Annotated in this window: 19 protein-coding genes; 13 read left to right on the plus strand and 6 right to left on the minus strand. The window is 63.4% G+C overall.

Annotation, left to right across the window (positions count from 1 at the left end; genetic code table 11):
* The first annotated feature begins 27 nt into the window (after nucleotides 1-27).
* The 6 genes from C2U40_RS10330 to ttcA all read left to right on the plus strand — a co-directional run bounded on the left by C2U40_RS10330 (nucleotide 28) and on the right by ttcA (nucleotide 6,296).
* Nucleotides 28-2,427 carry a heavy metal translocating P-type ATPase gene (locus C2U40_RS10330; protein WP_041218010.1) on the plus strand — a complete coding sequence of 800 codons (2,400 nt, stop codon included), beginning with the start codon at nucleotides 28-30 and terminating at the stop codon, nucleotides 2,425-2,427.
* Between the two features lie 128 nt (nucleotides 2,428-2,555).
* Nucleotides 2,556-2,747: a cbb3-type cytochrome oxidase assembly protein CcoS gene (ccoS, locus tag C2U40_RS10335; protein WP_005300771.1), complete on the plus strand. Its 192-nt coding sequence runs from the start codon at nucleotides 2,556-2,558 to the stop codon at nucleotides 2,745-2,747.
* Nucleotides 2,731-3,417 carry a sulfite exporter TauE/SafE family protein gene (locus C2U40_RS10340; protein WP_103826869.1) on the plus strand — a complete coding sequence of 229 codons (687 nt, stop codon included), beginning with the start codon at nucleotides 2,731-2,733 and terminating at the stop codon, nucleotides 3,415-3,417. The genes ccoS and C2U40_RS10340 overlap by 17 nt, the downstream gene beginning before the upstream one ends.
* 68 nt (nucleotides 3,418-3,485) lie before the next feature.
* Nucleotides 3,486-4,241: an FNR family transcription factor gene (locus C2U40_RS10345; RefSeq protein WP_005300768.1), complete on the plus strand. Its 756-nt coding sequence runs from the start codon at nucleotides 3,486-3,488 to the stop codon at nucleotides 4,239-4,241.
* Nucleotides 4,242-4,375: 134 nt separating this feature from the next.
* Entirely contained in the window at nucleotides 4,376-5,320 is a 945-nt protein-coding gene (gene uspE / locus C2U40_RS10350; protein ID WP_005300766.1) for a universal stress protein UspE, read from the plus strand.
* Nucleotides 5,321-5,387: 67 nt separating this feature from the next.
* On the plus strand, nucleotides 5,388-6,296 hold the full coding sequence (gene ttcA, locus C2U40_RS10355; protein WP_011706151.1) for a tRNA 2-thiocytidine(32) synthetase TtcA: 909 nt from the start codon (nucleotides 5,388-5,390) through the stop codon (nucleotides 6,294-6,296).
* 84 nt (nucleotides 6,297-6,380) lie between these two features.
* Here the strand turns inward: ttcA and C2U40_RS10360 are convergent, their stop codons facing one another.
* Together C2U40_RS10360 and C2U40_RS10365 are read right to left on the minus strand one after the other, a co-directional pair.
* Nucleotides 6,381-7,058 carry a DUF2987 domain-containing protein gene (locus C2U40_RS10360; RefSeq protein WP_045526511.1) on the minus strand — a complete coding sequence of 226 codons (678 nt, stop codon included), beginning with the start codon at nucleotides 7,056-7,058 and terminating at the stop codon, nucleotides 6,381-6,383.
* Between the two features lie 71 nt (nucleotides 7,059-7,129).
* On the minus strand, nucleotides 7,130-7,867 hold the full coding sequence (locus C2U40_RS10365) for a hypothetical protein (protein ID WP_029303065.1): 738 nt from the start codon (nucleotides 7,865-7,867) through the stop codon (nucleotides 7,130-7,132).
* Between the two features lie 268 nt (nucleotides 7,868-8,135).
* On the opposite strand from C2U40_RS10365, the gene C2U40_RS10370 reads away from it, so the two are divergent.
* From C2U40_RS10370 to C2U40_RS10400, 7 genes are all read left to right on the plus strand, one after another.
* Nucleotides 8,136-8,753 carry a glutathione S-transferase family protein gene (locus C2U40_RS10370; protein ID WP_029300922.1) on the plus strand — a complete coding sequence of 206 codons (618 nt, stop codon included), beginning with the start codon at nucleotides 8,136-8,138 and terminating at the stop codon, nucleotides 8,751-8,753.
* 205 nt (nucleotides 8,754-8,958) lie between these two features.
* Complete coding sequence (gene rbsD, locus C2U40_RS10375; protein ID WP_077096250.1) at nucleotides 8,959-9,378, plus strand: D-ribose pyranase; 420 nt, start codon at nucleotides 8,959-8,961, stop codon at nucleotides 9,376-9,378.
* A gap of 18 nt (nucleotides 9,379-9,396) precedes the next feature.
* On the plus strand, nucleotides 9,397-10,929 hold the full coding sequence (rbsA, locus tag C2U40_RS10380; protein ID WP_181014696.1) for a ribose ABC transporter ATP-binding protein RbsA: 1,533 nt from the start codon (nucleotides 9,397-9,399) through the stop codon (nucleotides 10,927-10,929).
* A complete protein-coding gene (gene rbsC, locus C2U40_RS10385) occupies nucleotides 10,926-11,891 on the plus strand; it encodes a ribose ABC transporter permease (protein ID WP_011706157.1) in 966 nt (321 codons plus the stop codon). The genes rbsA and rbsC overlap by 4 nt, the downstream gene beginning before the upstream one ends.
* Before the next feature lie 21 nt (nucleotides 11,892-11,912).
* Nucleotides 11,913-12,788, plus strand: coding sequence for a ribose ABC transporter substrate-binding protein RbsB (gene rbsB, locus C2U40_RS10390; RefSeq protein WP_010634030.1), 876 nt, complete (start codon nucleotides 11,913-11,915; stop codon nucleotides 12,786-12,788).
* A gap of 106 nt (nucleotides 12,789-12,894) precedes the next feature.
* On the plus strand, nucleotides 12,895-13,827 hold the full coding sequence (gene rbsK, locus C2U40_RS10395) for a ribokinase (protein ID WP_103826868.1): 933 nt from the start codon (nucleotides 12,895-12,897) through the stop codon (nucleotides 13,825-13,827).
* On the plus strand, nucleotides 13,827-14,828 hold the full coding sequence (locus C2U40_RS10400) for a substrate-binding domain-containing protein (RefSeq protein WP_103826867.1): 1,002 nt from the start codon (nucleotides 13,827-13,829) through the stop codon (nucleotides 14,826-14,828). The genes rbsK and C2U40_RS10400 overlap by 1 nt, the downstream gene beginning before the upstream one ends.
* Before the next feature lie 86 nt (nucleotides 14,829-14,914).
* On the opposite strand, the gene C2U40_RS10405 is transcribed toward C2U40_RS10400, so the two are convergent.
* The 4 genes from C2U40_RS10405 to C2U40_RS10420 all read right to left on the minus strand — a co-directional run bounded on the left by C2U40_RS10405 (nucleotide 14,915) and on the right by C2U40_RS10420 (nucleotide 18,587).
* A complete protein-coding gene (locus C2U40_RS10405) occupies nucleotides 14,915-16,564 on the minus strand; it encodes a GGDEF domain-containing protein (protein WP_181014700.1) in 1,650 nt (549 codons plus the stop codon).
* On the minus strand, nucleotides 16,564-17,040 hold the full coding sequence (locus C2U40_RS10410) for a hypothetical protein (protein WP_103826899.1): 477 nt from the start codon (nucleotides 17,038-17,040) through the stop codon (nucleotides 16,564-16,566). Before C2U40_RS10410 ends, C2U40_RS10405 begins: the two co-directional genes overlap by 1 nt.
* 89 nt (nucleotides 17,041-17,129) lie before the next feature.
* Nucleotides 17,130-17,903 (minus strand): Sir2 family NAD+-dependent deacetylase, encoded by a 774-nt coding sequence (gene cobB / locus C2U40_RS10415; RefSeq protein ID WP_011706162.1) that lies wholly within the window; start codon nucleotides 17,901-17,903, stop codon nucleotides 17,130-17,132.
* Nucleotides 17,904-17,987: 84 nt separating this feature from the next.
* Nucleotides 17,988-18,587 carry a GNAT family N-acetyltransferase gene (locus C2U40_RS10420; RefSeq protein WP_103826865.1) on the minus strand — a complete coding sequence of 200 codons (600 nt, stop codon included), beginning with the start codon at nucleotides 18,585-18,587 and terminating at the stop codon, nucleotides 17,988-17,990.
* Between the last annotated feature and the right edge of the window lie 2 nt (nucleotides 18,588-18,589).

Raw genomic sequence — 18,589 nt, forward strand, 5'->3', positions numbered from 1 at the left:
AGGTCGGGCGGCCTGCGGTCAGCTGTCATGAGCGGCTGCTTTCACTGTGGTGAGCCGGTGCCCGCCGGCAGCCGCTATGCCCTCGAGATAAAAGGCATAGTCCAGCCCATGTGCTGCCCCGGTTGTCAGGCGGTGGCGGAAACCATTCTGGAGTGCGGCCTGGCCAGCTACTACGAGCACCGCACCGCTCCTGGCACCAAGGGCGAGCTGGTGCCCGCAGAGCTCGCCGCCCTCACCCACTATGATCTGGCCGAAGTGCAGCAGGATTTTGTCACCGACAGCGCCACCGGCAGCCACAAGGTGCGCGAGATCCAGCTGACGGTGGAAGGCTTGACCTGCGCCGCCTGTGCCTGGCTCATCGAACGCCATCTGGGCAACCTGGCCGGGCTGCACTACATCAACGTCAACACCACCACCCACCGGGCCCGCATCAAGTGGGATCCGGACCGGCTCTCTTTGAGCGACATCCTCAAAGGCTTTGCCAAGATCGGCTATCGCGCCTACCCCTTCCAGACTCACCAGCAGGAAGCGCTCTACGCCAAAGAGGTGCGCAGCTACATGTTCCGGCTGGCACTGGCGGGGCTCGGCTCCATGCAGGTGATGATGTGCGCGGTGGCGCTCTACATGGACCTCTTCATCAGTGTCGAAGAAGAGTTCATGGTCTACTTCAAGTGGATAAGTCTGCTGCTCTCCACCCCCATCATGATCTACTCGGCCCAGCCCTTCTACGTGGGCGCCTGGCGCAGCCTCAAGCAGGGACATCTCTCCATGGACGTGTCGGTGTCGCTGGCGCTGATCGGTGCCTTCGTCGCCTCCATGTGGGCCACCGTGTTCAACACCGGCGAGGTCTACTACGACTCCATCACCATGTTCGTCTTCTTCCTGCTGCTGGGGCGCTTCCTCGAGCTGCGGGCCAGACGCAAGGCCTCCGAGTCGAGCTCCAACCTGGCGCGACTGGTGCCCATCATGGCCACCCGGCTCGATGAGGAGGGTGAACACGAGGTGGCCGCCAAGACGCTGCAGGTGGGCGACCGGGTACGGGTGCTGGCGGGTGCCACCCTGCCGGCGGATGGCATCATCCGGCTTGGGCAGGCCAGCCTCAACGAATCCATGTTGACCGGCGAACAGCTGCCGCTGCTCAAACAGGCGGGGGATGCCGTCTATGCCGGCACCATCAACACCGACGCCCCCCTCGAGATCCGGGTCAGCCATCGCATTGAAGAGTCGCGCCTGGCCCAGATCATGCGGCTGCAGGATCACGCGCTGGACGACAAACCGGCCATCGCCCAGATGGCGGACGTGCTCTCCCGCCACTTCATTCTGGTACTGCTGTTCATCGCCGCTGGCGTCTGGACCTTCTGGCACTTCCATCAGCCGGAGCAGGCCTTCTGGGTTACCCTGGCGGTACTGGTGGCCACCTGCCCCTGCGCCCTGTCACTGGCCACCCCCACCGCGCTAACCTCCGCCACCGCTCGCCTGACCCGTGCCGGCATCTTGCTGCGCCGCGGCCACGTGCTGGACGTGCTGACCCGGGCCAACCGCATCGTGATGGACAAGACCGGCACCCTGACCACGGGCAACATCAGCCTGACCAGCACGGAGGCCCTGGGCAATCTCGACGCGGCACGCTGCCTTGCCATCGCCCGCGCCCTGGAGGCCTATTCCGAGCACCCCATCGCCCGCGCCTTTCGCAGCAATACCGCAGAGGACGCAGTGCTGCTGGCGGCCAGCAAGGTGACCCCCGTCATCGGACACGGTATCGAAGGGGTGATCGAGGGTCGCCACTATCGCCTCGGCAGTGCCCGCTGGCTCGGCATCAGCGATGCCCAAGAAACACGAGCGGACGGGCTGGTCATCTACCTGGCCGACGAGGACCGGGCGCTCGCCCGTTTCCTGCTGACCGACACCCTGCGCCCCGATGCGAAGGTATTGATCCAGGCCTTCAAGACGGCCGGCCTCAAGACCACCATCCTCACCGGCGACAGCTCGGCCCAGGCCGACGAGGTGGCCCGCGAGCTGGGGGTCGATGAGCTGGTCAAGGGTGTCACGCCGGATGGCAAGCTGGCCTATCTCAAGGAGCACGAGGCCCGCGGCGACATCAGCATCATGGTGGGTGATGGCATCAACGACGCCCCGGTGCTGGCCGGTGCCCACGCCTCCTTCGCCATGGCCGGCGGCACCGATCTGGCCAAGAACAGCGCTGACGCCATTTTGCTGGCCGACGATCTCTCCCGCCTGCTGGATGCCCGCGCCCTGGCGCTGCGCACCCGCAAGATCATCAAGGAGAACTTCGCCTGGTCCATCGGCTACAACCTGCTGGTGCTGCCGCTGGCGGCGAGCGGCTGGCTGCCCCCCTACGTGGCGGCGGCGGGCATGTCATTGAGCTCCCTCATCGTGGTCACCAACTCCATGCGGCTCAACCGCTGAGCCGTGGCCACAGGGACAGACAGGGTGAAGGGAGCTGGCTCCGCTCAGGCTCCCTTCACCATCAAATCGACGGGCCCGCGGCCACCAACGTGGTGTACCATGACCCCTTTCATTGCAAGGTTTGCTGCATGAACATCATCTTCGTCCTCATCCCCATCGCCATCCTCTTCGTCATCATCGCCGGCGCCGTCTTCTTCTGGGCCATTCGCTCCGAGCAGTTTGAAGATCTCGACCGCCAGGGTTCCAATATCCTGTTCGATGAAGAGCAACCCGCCCCCAAACACGCCGAACACGAGCACAAAGATGACGGCCACCCTTGATCTGCTGGGTGCCCTGCTGGTGGGACTGGCGGGCGCCGGCCACTGCATCGGCATGTGCGGCGGTGTCTCAGCCGCCCTCTCCATGGCCATTCCTGCCGAAAAGCAGCACTTCTGGGGCCGGCTTGGTTACCTGCTCAATTACAACCTCGGCCGGATCCTCAGCTATGTGATTGCCGGTGCCTTGGTCGGGGGGCTGCTGGCCACCACCAGTGAACTCGGCGCGGGCAAGCACGCCATCGCCGGCCTGCGGCTGGTGGCGGCCTTCCTGATGATTGCCCTCGGGCTCTATCTCGCCGGCTGGTGGCAGGGGGTGTTGCTGCTCGAGCGCATTGGCGCCAGGTTGTGGCTCCACCTCAAGCCGCTGGCGGGCAAGTTCATCCCCTTCACCTCGACTTGGCAGGCACTGCCGTTTGGCATGGTATGGGGCTGGCTCCCCTGCGGGCTGGTCTACTCCATGCTGACCTGGAGCGCAGCGGCGGGATCCGCTGGCGGTGGGGCGCTGATCATGCTCTTTTTCGGCCTCGGTACCCTGCCGACCCTGTTTGCGCTGGGAGGGTTGGCGGATCGGCTGCGCTACTGGCTGACCCTGCGCAGTTTGCGCCTTGGTGGCGCCCTGCTGCTCATCGCATACGGGCTGCATACCCTCTGGATCGGGATTGCGTCCTTTTGAAACCCTATCCAAAACGGATGAGTTGATGGTAAACTTGTTTGATATAAATCAATTATTCGTATGAGCCTATGATCCCGGAAAAGAAACCTGGCAGACGTATTCAGAGCGGTGGCTGTGCAATTCATTGCCAGGATTGCAGCATCAGCCAGCTCTGCATTCCCTTCACTCTGAACGACAACGAGCTCGATCAGCTGGATAGCATCATCGAACGCAAGAAGCCGATCCAGAAGGGTGAAGAGTTGTTCAAGGCCGGCGATGAGCTCAAATCGCTCTACGCCATCCGTTCCGGGACCATCAAGTCATACACCATCACCGAGCAGGGTGACGAGCAGATCACTGCCTTCCACCTGGCTGGCGATCTGGTCGGCTTTGACGCCATCCACAAGCAGGCGCACCCCTCCTTCGCCCAGGCGCTGGAAACCGCCATGGTGTGCGAGATCCCGTTCGATGTGCTCGACGATCTCTCCGGCAAGATGCCGAAGCTGCGCCAGCAGATCATGCGGCTGATGAGCAACGAGATCATGGGCGACCAGGAGATGATCCTGCTGCTCTCCAAGAAGAATGCCGAAGAGCGCCTCGCCGCCTTCCTGCACAACCTGTCGGTGCGCTTCTCCGAGCGTGGCTTCTCCGCCAAGGAGTTCCGCCTCTCCATGACCCGCGGCGACATCGGCAACTACCTCGGCCTCACCGTCGAGACCATCAGCCGCCTGCTGGGCCGCTTCCAGAAGTCCGGTCTCATCAGCGTCAAGGGCAAGTACATTACCGTACTGGATCACGTCGCCCTCGGCGTCATGGCCGGTGCAACCCGTCCCCCCTGCGGTTAAGCTTCCTCTCTCTGGTGCCGGATCGGTTTACCCCGAAATTTGATCCGGCACACGTCCCCCCTTCTCCTCCTGAGCTAAGCTGTAATGGCTAAAGGTCTGCCATCATTGGTATTTTTGCCAAGGAGGAGGAGAACATGGTCAAGTACCGAAAAATTCTGGTGGTCATCAACCCGGAAGAAGAGCGGCAAATCGCCCTCGAACGTGCGGTCAAGGTAGCCGAGCTGGATGAAGGCGCCCAACTGACCCTGTTGCTCACCATTTACGACTTCTCGTATGAAATGACCGCCATGCTGTCGGTGGATGAGCGGGAAGAGATGCGCCACGGGGTGATTGCCCAGCGCCGCGAATGGCTTGACGACATTCTCAAACCCTACCGCGCCCGTGGACTGGATTGCGAGATCAAGGTGGTCTGGCACAACCGTCCCTTCGAATGCATCATTCAGGAAGTGCTGGAGCAGCGCCACGATCTGGTGGTCAAGGCCACCCACCACCACTCCTTCCTGCAAACTTTCATCTTCACCCCCACCGACTGGCATCTGCTGCGCAAGTGCCCCTGCCCCGTGCTGCTGGTGAAAGAGGGACATTGGCAGCGGGGCGGCAACATCATCGCCGCCATCAATTGCTCCAGCGACGATCAGGATCAGAAACTGCTCAACGAGCGGATCACCGAAGAGGGGATCGCCATCGCCGAGCTGCTCGGCTCCAACCTCTATCTGGTCAACACCTACCCGGGCACCCCGGTTAACGTGGCCATCGAGCTGCCGGAGTTTGATCCCAACGCCTACAACGACGCCATTCGCAAACACCACGAGAGCCTGCTGCTGAGCCACGCCGACAAATACGGCATCGGCCATCTCTGGACACGGGTGGCGGAAGGTCTGCCTGAAGAGGTGCTGCCCGATCTCGCCGGCGAGCTGCAGGCCACCCTGATGATCATGGGGTGCGTTGGTCGCACCGGGCTCTCCGCCGCCCTGCTCGGCAACACCGCCGAACACGTGGTGGATCGTCTCGCCTGCGACATGCTGATCCTCAAGCCCGCCGATTACAGCTGCCCGGTCGATAGCCGCCGTCCAGCATAAGCCTTTCTTGCCCTCCCCCGGGACATGGCTATAATAAGCCGCTTATTTTTGTCCCGGGTTTCAGGTCATGCTAGAAGAGCTTAACGCCAAAGAAAAATACAGTTTCAACAAACTGCAGAAGCGCCTGCGGCGCAACGTAGGTCAGGCCATCGCCGACTTCAACATGATTGAAGAGGGTGACAAGGTCATGGTGTGCCTGTCCGGCGGCAAGGACAGCTTCGCCATGCTCGACATTCTGATGAGCCTGAAGGCCAGCGCCCCCATCCACTTCGATCTGGTGGCGGTCAACCTGGATCAGAAGCAGCCCGGCTTCCCCGAGCATGTGCTGCCCGAATACCTGACCACCCTCGGCATCGATTTCAAGATCGTCGAAGAGGATACCTACGCCATCGTCAAGGAGAAAGTGCCGGAGGGCAAGACCACCTGCGCACTCTGCTCCCGCCTGCGCCGCGGCATTCTCTACCGCACCGCCCAGGAGCTGGGCTGTACCAAGATTGCCCTTGGCCACCACCGCGATGACATCCTCGAGACCCTGTTCCTCAACATGTTCTACGGCGGCAAGCTCAAGTCCATGCCGCCCAAGCTGGTGAGCGACGATGGCAAGAACGTGGTGATCCGCCCGCTCGCCTACTGCAAGGAGAAGGACCTGGTGCGCTACGCCGAGGTCAAGGCCTTCCCCATCATCCCGTGCAACCTGTGCGGCTCCCAGGAGAACCTGCAGCGCCAGGCCATCAAGCAGATGATGCAGGAGTGGGATCGCCGCTTCCCGGGTCGTCTCGAGACCATGTTCACCGCCATTCAGGACGTGATCCCGAGCCACCTGCTCGATCACAAGCTGTTTGACTTCAAGAGCATCAACCGCGACTCCGGCATCATCGACGGCGGCGACAAGGCGTTTGATCCGCCCGAGCTGCCCAAGGCACCGCTGCTGGACATCGACGAGATGGACATGCTGGACGTGATTGAGGTGCGCTAAGCCCACCTCAGCCACAAAAAAGGAGCGCCTGGCGCTCCTTTTTCATTTTTATGCCGGCCACCCTCAGTGACGGCTCAAGATGGGCTAGCCCTTGTGCAGCCAGGGGGTCAGCCGCAGGATCTCCCCCTGCAGCTTCAGCTTGCCCTCGGCAAACTCCGCCAGCTGGGCGTTGCTCAGCAGCAGTTGTCCCTCCTGCCAGGGCAGCGGCAACTGGCGAGCACCGTCGATGAGGTAGGCGGTGCCGCTTGGCTGCACCAGGCTGACCCTCACCCCCGTCATCTCGGGCAGGAAATATTTGCCGACCATGCCGGCCAGCTTTTCCAACAGGCTCTGCATGTCGTGCTGGCGCCCCGTCAGCTCGCTCACCTTGAGCTCCCACCGGCTGTCTGCCGGCGGCGGCACGTCCGCCATCACCTGCACCGACAGATCGCAGGCCTCATGGGGCTCGGTGAGCCCCACCACCACGGTCGCCTTGTCGAGATTCAAGTCGTCGTCATAGGGCAGCCGCAATTCGCTGTCGACGGTCACCTCGGCCGCCACGTCCCGATCCAGGGTCGAAACCCGGGCCGAAGTAAGCAGGCAGCGCCGGCCATTTTGCTGATCGGTCAGATAAAAACCCAGCCTGGCGTGACCAAACTCCCCTTTGGCGAAGGTCTTCATCTGGCTGTAGAAGGTGCCGTACTGCAGCTCAAGGGAGGGCTGCGCCACTGCCAGCATGGGCGCCATCAGCAGCGTGGCCGCCATCCCGTATCGATTGTTCATATGCCATCCTTTTGCATCACGCATCTGTACGCGCCGCTATCTGTAGCTGTTGTCTGACGCCCTGCATGCCGTCAGGCGTTGAAATGATCGGGGCCCTGGCTCACCTCGGTCACTTCGACCGCCACCCCGCACAGATCCCGGTAGAGGATCCCCTTGCAGTTGAAATAGAGCGGTGCCACCCAGATAAGTCCGAGCCCCATGGGGATCAGCGCCAGGAAGAACAGCGCCATCATGACCCCGTGCAGCAGCACTATGCTGGGCCAGCCGCGGGCAAACAGGCGCAGGGAGACCAGGATGGCCTGCACCGGCGACAGGCCGCGCTCCAGCACCAGCGGCACGGTAAAAACCAGCCCCATGCCGATCAGGGCCGACGGAATGAAGGCCAGCATCACCGGCAGACCCAGCAGTTCGAACAGCGGGCCGAACAGGCTGGTGATGAGGCTGCCGAGCAGGCTCAGGCTGCCAAGGCGCAGGAAGTGGCGAAAGAAGTCAAATACCTGGCTCGGCCGGGCACGCACCCCCACCGACTGCTGCAAGCCCAGCATGTCGAGGGAGGAGGTCATCGGCGACATGATGATGGTGATGAGCAGGCTCAGCACCAGGGCCACGTCCATCCCCCCTTCCTGATTGACGTAGGGGGCGAGCAGGGTGTTGCTCAGCAGCATCCAGATGGCTGTCACCCCGACGATGGCCAGCAGCAGGCCGAATCCGGTGCGCCGCGTCTGTTGCCAGCTCTCCTGCAATACCCCCTTGAGGTCGAGACGATATCCCTGGCTCAGGGACTGTTCGAGGGAACCACCTATCCGCATTTTGTTACTCAATTGACTATCCAACATCCGAAAAACAGCTATTCAGGGAGCACATTATAGCGATTTGACCCGGCATGCGTAGCCGTTTTTCCCGCGCGTCTGCGCTCAAAAAGCCTTTGATTTCATCAGCCCCCATAGTCCAGGCCAGGATCCCCTTCTTGGCCGACGCCAACCAGGGGCGTAGGATGCCAGGCGACAGTGCGGATTTTTTTGCGCGCCCCGCCCTACCCGGGATCACAGGAGGCACGCGCTTCACAAGGAGATGTTCATGTCTGATTTGACCCTCTATCTTGCGCCCGGTACCTGCGCCATGGCCGTGCGTATCGCCCTCACCGAAGCCGGTGCCCCTCACCGGATCAAGCAGCTGGATCTGGCGGTTGGCGAGCAGCGCTCCGCTGCCTATCTTGCCATCAACCCCAAAGGCCGAGTGCCAGCTCTCGTCACCGAGCGGGGCGTGCTCACCGAGACGCCGGCCTTGCTGCTCTATGTGGCGCAGCGTTTTCCCGATGCCGGGCTGGCGCCGCTGGACGACCCCTTCCTGCTGGCCAGGATGCAGGAGGTGCACGGCTTTCTCGCCGCCACCGTGCACGTCGCCCATGCCCACGGCCGGCGCGGCAGCCGCTGGGCCGATGACCCGCAGGCCATCGCCGCCATGCAGGCCAAGGTGCCGCACAACATGCGCGAGGGCTTTGCCGAGATTGAACGCCATTATCTGGCCGGCCCCTGGGTGCTGGGGGAACGGTTCAGCCTGGCCGACATCTACCTGTTCGTGGTGGCGAGCTGGCTCGAGGGCGACGGGGTGGCCATCAGCGAATTTCCCAAGGTAGCGGACCACTATCGGCGCATGCTGGCACGCCCCGGCGTGCAGCAAGGGCTCGCCCTCTAGTTCGCTCGTTGCGGGTGCCAGTGCTCTTCTGGCACCTGTTTTTCCCCGCTTTCCCCTCGCCATTGAGATCGTTTTCACATTTCTGCCATCTCTTGGTGGATCAAAACCGCCTGAGCGCCTATCTTCCACCTCATGACGCAACCGGTTGCGTAACCGGTTGCCTAGCTAACATCAGATACGCGGGCATAGCCTGCCGAGGTGCTGTATGAAACGAGGCGTACTGCTCAATGCTCCCCTGAGTGCCCTGGTGGCACGGATGGGTCACACCGACGAGATCACCGTCTGCGATGCCGGCCTGCCCATCCCGGCCGGCCCGGAGCGCATCGATCTGGCGCTGATGGCGGGGACGCCGAGCCTTGAAAGCGTGCTGACCGCCCTGCTCACCGACCTGGTGGTGGAGAAGGTAATCATGGCAAGCGAGATCAAGCAGATTAGCCCCGCCGCCCATCAGGCGCTGGTGGATCAGCTGGAGGCGCACGCCGCTGCCCAGGGCAAACCCATCACCATCGAGTACTGCCTGCACGAAGCATTCAAGGCTCGCTCCCACCAGAGCAAGGCCATCGTGCGCAGCGGCGAGGTGACCCCCTACGCCAACCTCATTCTCTGCGCCGGCGTGGCGTTTTAAATTCCCAAGGAAGCAGCTATGAGCAACGCCAATATGCTCCCCTCGCCCATTCTGGCTCTTTCCGGGATCGTCAAGACCTTCCCCGGGGTGCGTGCCCTCGATGAGGCGGGCCTCAAGGTCTATCCGGGTCAGGTGATGGCCCTGCTCGGCGAAAACGGCGCCGGCAAGTCGACCCTGATGAAGGTACTGACCGGCATCTACCAGGCCGATGCGGGCAGCATCAGCTATCGCGGCCAGCCGGTTCACTTCAAGGGCCCTCGCGACTCTCAGGATCAGGGGATCAGCATCATCCACCAGGAGCTGAACCTGCTGCCGGAATTGTCGATTGCCGCCAACATCTTCCTCGGCCGCGAACCCCGTACCCGTTTTGGCAGCATTGACCACAAGCAGCTGCGCGAGCGGGCCAGCGGTCTGCTGGCTCGGCTTGGCGTCAAACACGGCCCGGATACCCGGCTCGGGGATCTCTCCATCGGCGAACAGCAGATGGTGGAGATCGCCAAGGCGCTCTCCTTTGATGCCAGCGTCATCATCATGGACGAGCCCACCGATGCCCTCACCGACACCGAGACCGAGCAGCTGTTCGTGGTTATCCGCGAGCTGCGCGAGCAGGGCTGCGGCATCGTCTACATCTCCCATCGCTTGAAGGAGATCTTCGAAATCTGTGATCGGGTCACCGTGCTGCGCGATGGCAAATGGATCGGCGAGCAGGCGGTGAGCGAGCTCGACGAAGACAGGATCATCGAGATGATGGTGGGTCGCCGGCTGGAAGAGCAGTACCCGCGCCTCGCCCGCGAGCTTGGCCCGGTCAGCCTGCAGGTCAAGGATCTGGCCGGCCCCGGCGTGCGCGGCGTGAGCTTCTCCCTGCGTCAGGGGGAAATTCTGGGCTTCAGCGGCCTGATGGGGTCCGGGCGTACCGAGCTGATGAAGCTCATCTACGGTGCCAGCCCCATCAGCGCCGGTGACATTACCGTGGATGGCCATGCTCTGGTCCCCAAGAGCCCGGCCGATGGCCTGGCCGCCGGCATCGCCTACATCTCCGAGGATCGCAAGGGCGATGGCCTGGTGCTGGAGCTGTCGGTGCGCGAAAACATGAGCCTGTGTGCCCTTGGCGAGTTCATCAACCACGGCAAGATTGACGGCCAGGCCGAGCGCCAGGCGGTGGGCGACTATGTGCGTCTGTTCAACATCAAGACCCCGAGTCAGGATCAGCTGATCAAGCTGCTCTCCGGCGGCAACCAGCAGAAGGTGGCCATCGCCAAGGGGCTGCTGACAAGGCCCAAGGTGCTGATCCTGGATGAGCCGACCCGCGGCGTCGATGTCGGCGCCAAGAAGGAGATCTATCAGCTCATCAACCAGTTCAAGAAGGAGGGGATGAGCATCATCCTGGTCTCCTCCGAAATGCCGGAAGTGCTCGGCATGAGTGATCGCATCATGGTGATGCACGAAGGGCGCATCAGCGCAGAATTCAACACCCGCGATGCCAATCAGGAGAAGCTGATGGCAGCGGCAGTCGGTAAACAGTGGCAAGCAGAGCAAGAGGCAGCACAATGACAACCCAAACCCTTTCCCGCCGCGGCGTCATGAGCAAGGCCTGGTGGATCGAGAACAAATCCTTGGTCGCGCTGCTGGTGCTGATCGGCGTGGTCTCCTTCCTGAGCCCCAACTTCTTCACCGCCGACAACCTGCTCAACATCCTGCGCCAGACCTCGGTCAACGCCATCATGGCGGTCGGCATGACGCTGGTCATCCTCACCGCCGGCATCGATCTGTCGGTCGGCTCGGTACTGGCACTGTGCGGCGCCCTGGCCGCCACCATGGTCGCCATGGAGCTGCCCATCGCCCTGGTGATCCCCCTCACCCTGGGGGCCGGCGCCCTGCTTGGCGGCATCAGCGGCCTCATCATTGCCAAGGGCAAGGTACAGGCCTTCATCGCCACCCTGGTCACCATGACCGCCCTGCGTGGCGTCACCATGGTCTATACCGAGGGGCGCCCAATCTCCACCGGTTTCAGTGACGGCGCCGATCACTTCGCCTGGCTGGGTACCGGTTATCTGTTCGGTCTGCCGGTGCCCATCTGGCTGATGGCCATCGTCTTCCTGCTGGCCTGGTTCATGCTCAACCACACTCGCCTGGGTCGCTACATCTATGCCCTCGGCGGCAACGAATCGGCCACCCGCCTCTCCGGCATCAATGTGGACCGGGTGAAGCTCGCGGTGTATGGTCTGTGCGGCATGCTGTCGGCACTGGCCGGGCTCATCGTCACTTCCCGCCTCTCCTCCGCCCAGCCGACCGCCGGCATGGGGTACGAGCTGGATGCCATCGCCGCCGTGGTGCTGGGTGGCACCAGCCTGATGGGGGGCAAGGGCCGCATCATGGGTACCCTGATCGGGGCGCTCATCATCGGCTTCCTTAACAATGCCCTCAACCTGCTCGACGTATCGTCCTATTACCAGATGATCGCCAAGGCCAGCGTGATTTTGCTCGCCGTGATGATCGATAACAAAAGCAAGTAAGCACACACAAGGAATGAAATGATGAAAAAGCTCAATACCCTGCTCGCTGCCGCCATCATGTCCGTGCTGGGCACCGCCCAGGCCGCCGATCACACCCTGGCCATGGTGGTCTCCACCCTCAACAACCCCTTCTTCGTCACCATGAAGGAAGGGGCCGAAGCCAAGGCCAAGGAGCTTGGCTACGAGCTGGTGGTGCTGGACTCCCAGAATGACCCGGCCAAAGAGCTCTCCAACATGGAAGATCTCACCGTGCGCAAGGTCAACGCCATCCTGATCAACCCGACCGACTCCGAAGCGGTAGGCAACGCCATCCGGCTGGCCAACAAAGCCAACATCCCGGTGCTGACCCTGGACCGCGGCGCGGCGCAGGGTGACGTCAAGGCCCACATCGCCTCCGACAACGTGGCGGGCGGCAAACTGGCCGGCGATTTCATCACCCAGAAGCTGGGTGCCGGTGCCAAGGTGATCCAGCTGGAAGGGATCGCCGGTACCTCCGCCGCCCGTGACCGCGGCGAAGGCTTTGCCCTGGCCGTGGCCGCCAACAAGCTGGAAGTGCTGGCCTCCCAGCCCGCCGACTTTGACCGCACCAAGGGTCTGAACGTCATGGAGAACCTGCTGGCCGCTCACCCGAGCGTACAGGCGGTGTTCGCTCAGAACGACGAGATGGCGCTGGGTGCCATCCGCGCCGTGCAGGCCGCCGGCAAAGAGGTGATGATCGTCGGCTTCGACGGCACCGACGATGGCAAGGCCGCCGTGGCCAAGGGTAAACTGGCCGCCACCGTGGCCCAGCAGCCCGCGCTGATCGGCGCCATCGGCGTGGAAACCGCCGACAAGGTGCTCAAAGGCCAGCCGGTGGAAAAATCCATCCCGGTTCCGCTGCAAGTGGTCAGCAAGTAAGTTGACGGGGGAGGTTCGCCTCCCCCTTTTCACTCAAGGTTTACGGTGCCTCCCGGCCTGGATCCGGCTTTCGTGTCCATGCCAAGATGCATCAGGAGTACTCAACATGAATCGTCTCGTCGTTCTGGGCAGTGTCAATGCAGACCATGTGCTGCGCGTTCCCCATTTTCCTCGCCCGGGTGAAACCCTGACCGGCCACAGCTATCAAGTGGTGCCCGGTGGCAAGGGCGCCAACCAGGCGGTGGCCGCCGCTCGGCTAGGTGCTGAAGTCTCCTTTATCGCCCGCATCGGCGATGACGCCATCGGCCACCAGATGAAGACCGGCTTTGCCAAAGACGGCATCGACGTGAGCGCCATCGAGCTCGACCCCAAGCTCCCCACCGGCATCGCCATCATCTATGTGAGCGATGAGGGGGAGAACAGCATCGGCATCTCCGCCGAAGCCAACGGCGCCCTCACCCCGGCCGTAGTGAAAAGCCACCAGGCGATGATCGCCGCCGCCCACACCCTGCTGCTGCAGCTGGAAGTGCCGCTGGAGAGCGTGCTGGAAGCCGCCCGGCTGGCCCGTGCCCACGGCACCCGGGTGGTGCTCAACCCCGCCCCCGCTCGCCCGCTCTCAAGCGAACTGCTGGCACTGGTCGACCTCATCACCCCCAACCAGACCGAAGCCGAGCTGTTGACCGGCGTCAAGGTCACCGACGAGGCGAGCGCAGCCGAGGCGGCTGCCCGCTTCCACCAGATGGGTATCGGGGAGGTGATGATCACCTTGGGGTCGCAAGGAGTCTATTGCAGCAAGGGGCAGCAACAAGCGCTCATCCCGGGTTTTCGGGTGAAAGCAGTAGACACCACGGCGGCCGGCGATACCTTCAACGGCGCCTTGCTGGCAGCCGAATTGGCCGGCGCCGACTTTGACGCAGCCGTGCGCTTTGCCCACGGCGCCGCGGCGCTCTCCGTCACCCGGTTTGGTGCCCAGAGCTCCATCCCGAGCAAGCAGGAGGTCGACGCCTTCCTGCTTGAGCAGACTGCGCAGGGGCACTGATGGCCAATATCAAGGAGGTGGCGGCGCTGGCGGGGGTGTCGACCACCACCGTCTCCCACGTCATCAACGAGACCCGCTTCGTCGCCGAGGAGACCCGCGAGCGGGTCTTCGCCGCCATGCGTGATCTCAACTATGCCCCGAGCCTGGTGGCCCGCAGCCTCAAGGTGAAGGAGACCAACAGTATCGGCATGCTGGTCACCACCTCCAGCAACCCCTTCTTCGCCGAGGTGGTGCGCGGGGTGGAGCGTTACTGCTTCGAGCAGGGCTACAACCTGATGCTGGGCAACACCGAGGGCCAGGCCGAGACGGCGCTCTCCTACCTCAAGATGATGCTGCGCAAGCGGGTCGACGGCCTGCTCATCATGTGCAGCGAGGGGCAGGAGGTGTTCAACCAGCTCGACTGGCTCAAGAGCCTTCCTGTTGTAGTGATGGACTGGGGAATGGAGAGTGCCGACGTGGATCTCATCGCCGACAACTCCCATCGCGGTGGCTACCTGGCGACCCGCCACCTGCTGGAGCTGGGTCACACCGCCATCGGCTGCATCACCGGCCCCCACAGCCGCGCCCCCGCCAACCAGCGTCAGGCGGGCTTCGAGCAGGCGATGCAGGAGGCCGGGCTCACCGTCAACCCACAGTGGGTCCAGGAGGGTGACTTCGACTGCGCCAGCGGCCATCAGGCGATGACCCGCCTGCTGGCGCTGCCCGCGCGCCCCAGCGCGCTGTTCGTCTGCAACGACATGATGGCGATGGGGGCCATCAGCGCCGCTCATCAGGCTGGGCTGGTGATCCCGCGCGATCTCTCCATCGTCGGCTATGACAACGTGGCGCTGGCCGAATTCATGTCGCCACCGCTCACCACCGTCAATCAGCCGAAAGAGGAGTTGGGTCGGCTTGCCGTCACCCGGCTGCTGGCGCGCATCAATGGCGAGGCGGTGGCGGATCATCTGATCACCGTCGACCCCGACCTGGTGATCAGGGATTCCTGCGCCCCCTGCCCCTGACATTCACCTGCAATAAAAGCGCAAGGCGACCCTGGGGTCGCCTTGCTGTGTTTTGTCTCTGGCCTGTTCAATACCGCTCTTTGTGTTCAGGCCAGCTGCCTTGCCTCACTGCCCGCCAGCACCTGCAGTTGAACCAGCCCCAGTCGCCGGGCGAGCGGCTGCAACAGCTCGCTGTGCTCCGCGTCATCTGGCAGCCAGTAACGGACAGGCCAGCCGGCCGCCAGCTGGGCCGGGGTGGTGCTGCCAATGTCTCTGAGCGCCAGGGCGCAACCCTGCTGCCGCAATCCCGCCAGCAAGGCTGTATCCGGCAACAGCGTTGGCACCAGCAGCACCCGCGGCGTGCGGGAGGCGTCCGGCAGATAGGCCACGACATGGGCCAGCTGGGCCTGGTTGTCGAGCGGAAGCAGCAACGCCCGCCCATCGGCATGCTGCGCCTCGTGCGCTTGCAGCAACCGGGCCAGCACGGGCCCCAGCACGCCGCACTCCTGCAGCCAGCGCATCTGGCATGGCGCCCCCTGCTCACGCCAGTAAAGCGTCATTTGCCACAGGTCATTGCCCTGCCCGTCCGTCAACCCCTGCAACGCCACTCGCAGCGGCGCAGGCTCGCGCCCGGCCAGCCAGTCGCGCAGCTGATGAAGCTGATGCTGGCTCAACTGCAACTGTTGCAGCATGGCCGGCTCAAACCAGCAGATGTCCCCCTCCTGGCTGCGTTTGGCCTGATTGAGGGCCAGAATGGCCTGATCCAGCAGCCGGCCGGCATCTTGCTGCTGCGCCTTGGCCACCCCGAGCCGACAGGCCAGATCGAAGCTACACTCCCGGGTCACGAACTCGAAATGGAGCAGGCTCACCAGCTCATGAATGCGGGTTTCCAGCGCGCCATCCGCGCTGGTCAACACCACCGCAAACTCGTCGCCACCGAGTCGGTAGGCGTGGCCACCGTGGACCTGCTGCAGCTTGTCGGCCACCGTCTGCAACAACCGATCACCTACCTGATAGCCGAGCAGATCATTGACCTGCTTGAAGCGCTTGAGATCGAGCACCACCAGAGCGCTCGCCTCGCCGGCATGCAGGGCGCGGGAGAGCTGCTCCTGCAGGGCACGGCGGTTGCCAAGCCGAGTCAGGGGATCGAGCAGGGCGAGTCGGCGATTCGCCAGATTGGCGCGAATGAGGGCAGCCACCAGGGCGCCGCCGGTCAGCAACAGGATCAGTTGCCAGATCTGCAGCCAGAACAGGCTGCTGCGGATCTGGCTGACCGAACGCTCCCGCTCCTGGCCGGAGAGGATCTGATCCCCTATCTGTTCGATGAGGTGGGTCTGGCTGGCGATCGCCTCCTGCAAGCGGGCAAGCTCGGCCCCCTCGCGCAGCGCACCGGCCTCCATCTGAGGTTCGAGCTGCTTGAACTGCTCGAACAGTCCGGCCAGCGCCTTGCCAAGCCCGTGCCGCTGGCGCGCCTCGGCGGTTTCGCTGCTGATGAGAAAGATATCGAGCCGGTTCCACAGCAGATCGTAATCCAGGCTCAGGGTCTCCATTCCCAACCTGCCGGCCCGATAGAGCTGCAGATCGTAGAGGAAACGCTGGGATTCCAGCATCACCTGGCTGATGTTCCAGTGGATATTGCGGTAGAAGGTATCGACCAGCTGCTCCTGGCGATGCTGCAGATAGAGACTGCTGCCCGAGGAGAGCAGAAACAGCAGCGACACCGCAACCAACAGCAGTTTGTGGCGGGATAGCCCCATCAATCGACGATCTCGATGCGGGTCACCTGCCACACCATGCAATTGTGGATTGCGGGCACGTCCAGCTTGGGATAGGTGGTGAACGGAATGAGCAACCAGAGCGGCCCCTTGTTGCGCCGGGTCAGCGGCTTGCCGTCCTCCTGGCGCACCAGGGTCAGCGGCACGCCGTCGAACAGGGCCAGATCCACCACCTGCTGATAGCCGTTGAGGGCCGAGACGGCGATCTTGCGGGCATCCAGGGTCCCTTGCGCCGCCAGCACGGCTGCCAGGGTCGGCCCGCGATAGTGGTGGGCGCCCTGGGTCCAGGGGGTGGTAGTGGTGAATTCGGTCTGCGGCAGGGCGGACAGGGCCGCCTCATCGAGGGTCACTTGCTGGCCACTTGGCAGCACTAGGGTCATCAGGGGGGTCGAGGCCGATGCACCGGCACTGGCCAGCATCAGGAGGAAAAAAGCGATCCATTGCTTTACTGCGGTCATGGTAATTTGCGCCAACTGCGTCCCATTTTTTGTGGCTGCCAGTGTGGCGATTTCACCGGTTCATTGCAACTGTCCAGTCGCACAATAGCTCAGGGACCGCGCATCTCCATCCAGTTGTGGCCCTCGATCTGCGCCGGCTGGTGGACGCCGCAGCTTTGCAGCAGCTCATCCACGTAGGCCGGCACCAGCAACGAGGCCGGGCCGTAGCGTTTCTCGTCAAACTGGCTGCCCACTTCGCTCGGTTCGAGATTGAGCTCGATGGTGTGGGCCCCGTTCAATCCCGCCTCGTGCACGAAACCGGCTGCCGGATAGACGGCGCCCGAGGTGCCGATGGAGATGAACAGATCGCACTGGGCCAGCGCGCTGTAGATGCGATCCAGCCCGAGCGGCATCTCGCCGAACCAGACCACGTGCGGGCGCAGCGGCTGGGGAAACTGGCAGCAGGTGCACAGCTCCTCCTGCTGCAGATCGCCGCGCCACTCGATCACCTGGCCCGAGCCCGGGCAGCGCGCCTTGAGCAACTCCCCGTGCATGTGAATGAGGTTCTTGCTGCCGGCGCTCTCGTGCAGGTTGTCGATGTTCTGGGTCACCAGGGTGACGCAGCCCGGCAGCAGGCGCTCGAGCCGGGCCAGCGCATAGTGGGCCGGATTGGGGTGGATGTGGGGTTGCTGCAGCTGGTGGCGGCGGGAGTTGTAAAAGCCCTGCACCAGGGCGGGATCCCGTGCGTAGCCCTCCGGCGTCGCCACGTCTTCGACCCTGTGCTCTTCCCACAGACCGTCACAGGCGCGAAAGGTCTTGATGCCCGACTCGGCCGAGATCCCGGCACCGGTAAGAATGACGATGTGTTTCGCTGACTGCACCATGACTGACTCCCTCTGACGACCTCTCTGGCTGACCTTAGCACAGGGTGAAAAACCGGCCTATTCGCCCTTGGTCTTATGACGCGGTTACAGGGTGTCGAGTGCGCTCAGATCGAGTCGCACGAACACCAGCTCACGCCCTGTCACCAGGGTGAGCGGCAAGCCCAGCCCGCGCAGCAGCGCCAGCATGGGGCGATTCTGGGGCAGCACCTCCGCCGTCCACTCGCGAATGCCTTCGGCGCGCGCCAGCAGGGCCAGCGCCAGCAGGATGCGCCGCCCCGCCCCCCGGTGCTGGAAGTGCTGGGCGACGATGCAGGAGAACTCGGCCCGATCCGGGTGCAATCGCCGCCGGATGGACTGGGCCTGAGCCAGTGGTCGCCCCTGACCGTCGGTCAGCAGCAGCCCAATCTGCTGCTCCTTGGGGTAATCGAGGAAGAAGGCGAGCTGCTCGTCACTCGGGATCTGCTTGGCGCGCATGAAACGCAGGTAGACACTCTGTTCGCTGAGCTCGCCATAGGCGGCCCTGATCCGCTCGGGCTCGGTCCCCGCCAGCTCCTGCAAACGGCAGGGAATGCCCCCCACCTCCATCATCAGTGGCAGGGCAGCCCGGGAATGAGGATGCAGCCAGCCGGTCAGGGCGCGCCGCAAGCGGGCCTCGTCCGGTGGCCAGCAGAGGTAGCGGGCCATAG

It is taken from the genome of Aeromonas sp. ASNIH4 (assembly GCF_002934425.1).
In the GTDB taxonomy this organism is placed as follows: Bacteria; Pseudomonadota; Gammaproteobacteria; order Enterobacterales; family Aeromonadaceae; genus Aeromonas; species Aeromonas hydrophila.